Raw genomic sequence first — 1,945 nt, forward strand, 5'->3', positions numbered from 1 at the left:
GTTGTTGGTAGCCGCTTCACCCGTGTTGCCAATGACGATGTCGCCTCCTGAGTTTGCCGCGCGATAAGTGGTTGGGAATATTGTTGAGCCCTCAACAACGTATTTTGGATCATTTGGATGTTCTGGATCATACAATTTCCCACCCACCACCACGATATCGCCAAAGCCAAGCGTCATTACTCCGGTATCCACGATATAAGGCATACTCGGATTCAAGTGAATATCGGCCACCGCTTCCCAAACCTTTACCGCATCCTCGAATGCCGCTTTTTGTACCCCAGACAACGGCGCAAATGTGTTTTCTGTTACCCCATGTAATCCATAGTCATAACCTTTCCAATAAGGTATTTGTGTGCCGCCAAAACTGTAGGTAAGTGTCAACCCTTTAGTTTCCATCGGATAAAACCAGCTGGATTTAATGAGTTGGCCTTTTTGGTCATCGGTTACCGTTGTCATAGTTTTCACCTGTTTGTATGTAAGTTAAAATTTAAAGTAAGCTTCATGGTTCCATGTATTTTCTAAGGCCCTGTAAATCATCGGGTACATTAGTACCACAATCATCATGCTCATTTTCACCGCAAAGTAATTGTTTTAGATTGCTATATTTACTCATCCGGTTTTCAAAAAATTGAAAAAAAATAGAGTCTTGAATAGTAATATTAATGAATTTATCTTTATAGGCGATAAAAACACGCCAAGGTACACTTACACTTTCCTTTGCCCGCTCAAGCTTTTTTGAGGCATCAAATGGAAGCGATAAAAATACATCCACCAGTTCATTCAACTGCTCTGCTGTCATCTGTGCATAGCGGTCTTCGGCTTCACTACCAAAATCAGTTTTGTTGCGGTGAAAATGGACTTTGCCATCGGGATATATTTTGATGACAGAAGTGGGGACACCACCCCAGGTATGCGTCAACTCGAAAACAGGCGCGGGATTGGTTTCTGCTAAGCTGTTTTGGCATGACAATAAGGTGAAACACAAGGCCGTAAGGCGCAATAACCAACGGGCATTGCGCCGTATTTTTAAACTATTAAAACTCATATAAATCTCCGTCAACTCCAGCCCGATTTAAAGGATAGACGCCTCGCTCAACCCATCGGTGAAAGGTCGAATAAGGCCAGTCTTTTACTTGCTTAACATAACCATGTTTCATTGGGTTGTAATGGATATCATTCAAATGTGCTTGAAAATCCGCTTCATCTCGAATGAGATGATTCCAATAACGCCGCTGCCAGATGCCGCGTTCTCCTCGTTTAAGTCGCACACTCGATCTGTGCTCGGTTGTGGGTATTGCTTTAGAAAATCCAATTCTTATCAAGCGTATTCGGGTGGCAAAATCGGTATCGTTTTCCGGTAACTCAATCAAACAATGCATGTGTTCGGGCAATACCACCCAGCCGTGAATTTCGAACGGGTGATGAGCTTTCACCGTTTTAACCGACTCCCTCAAAGCTTGAATATGCCGGATCAACAAATCGTTATCCTTTCTTTATAACAAATTGATAGTAAAAAAATAGGTTCCACCAGGATGCCATATTCGCCGGTAATCCATTTGTTTATTATCTATTTCGTGTTTTAAATACGGCGCAATGCCCGTTGGTTATTGCGCCTTACGGCCTTGGGATTTTTGATCAAGCCATTTTGCAGTGCGTTTTGATATTCGGTGCGCCAATAGGCGTCGGTGCGTGGCGCGTTACCGTTAATCTCGGAATTAAAATTAGCTGCGGCTGCGGCCTGAGCCGCCGCTTCATCCCAAGACCCAATATCCAGTAAATTCGCTAGCCTTTCCTGTATAAAATCGCCAAATGCTTGGAGATTAACATCGTTTTGAGCATATTTATCGGATAAGCCGTCTGCAATAACGCTATAAGCCATATTTTCCTCGGTCATCGCGCCGACGATAGCCCCGGCACTCACGCCCGCCTTGTTGGCTATGTCAAA

3 protein-coding genes and 1 pseudogene are annotated in these 1,945 nt (G+C 43.7%); all 4 read right to left on the bottom strand.

The window, feature by feature from the left end:
* On the bottom strand, positions 1-456 hold a 456-nt coding region (locus tag AC3B8H_RS20815), incomplete at its 3' end, for a zinc metalloprotease (protein WP_488443422.1).
* A gap of 43 nt (positions 457-499) precedes the next feature.
* On the bottom strand, positions 500-1,045 hold the full coding sequence (locus AC3B8H_RS20820) for a hypothetical protein (protein WP_488443423.1): 546 nt from the start codon (positions 1,043-1,045) through the stop codon (positions 500-502).
* A pseudogene (locus AC3B8H_RS20825) lies at positions 1,035-1,556 on the bottom strand (REP-associated tyrosine transposase). The gene AC3B8H_RS20820 and the pseudogene AC3B8H_RS20825 overlap by 11 nt, the downstream one beginning before the upstream one ends.
* Before the next feature lie 23 nt (positions 1,557-1,579).
* On the bottom strand, positions 1,580-1,945 hold a 366-nt coding region (locus AC3B8H_RS20830; RefSeq protein WP_488443424.1), incomplete at its 5' end, for a hypothetical protein.

The organism is Methylomonas sp. BG-2 (assembly GCF_057766305.1).

Bases quoted from the DNA above. Each gene is read 5' to 3' on its own strand.
- AC3B8H_RS20820 (WP_488443423.1), bottom strand. From the start codon at position 1,045: ATGAGTTTTAATAGTTTAAAAATACGGCGCAATGCCCGTTGGTTATTG.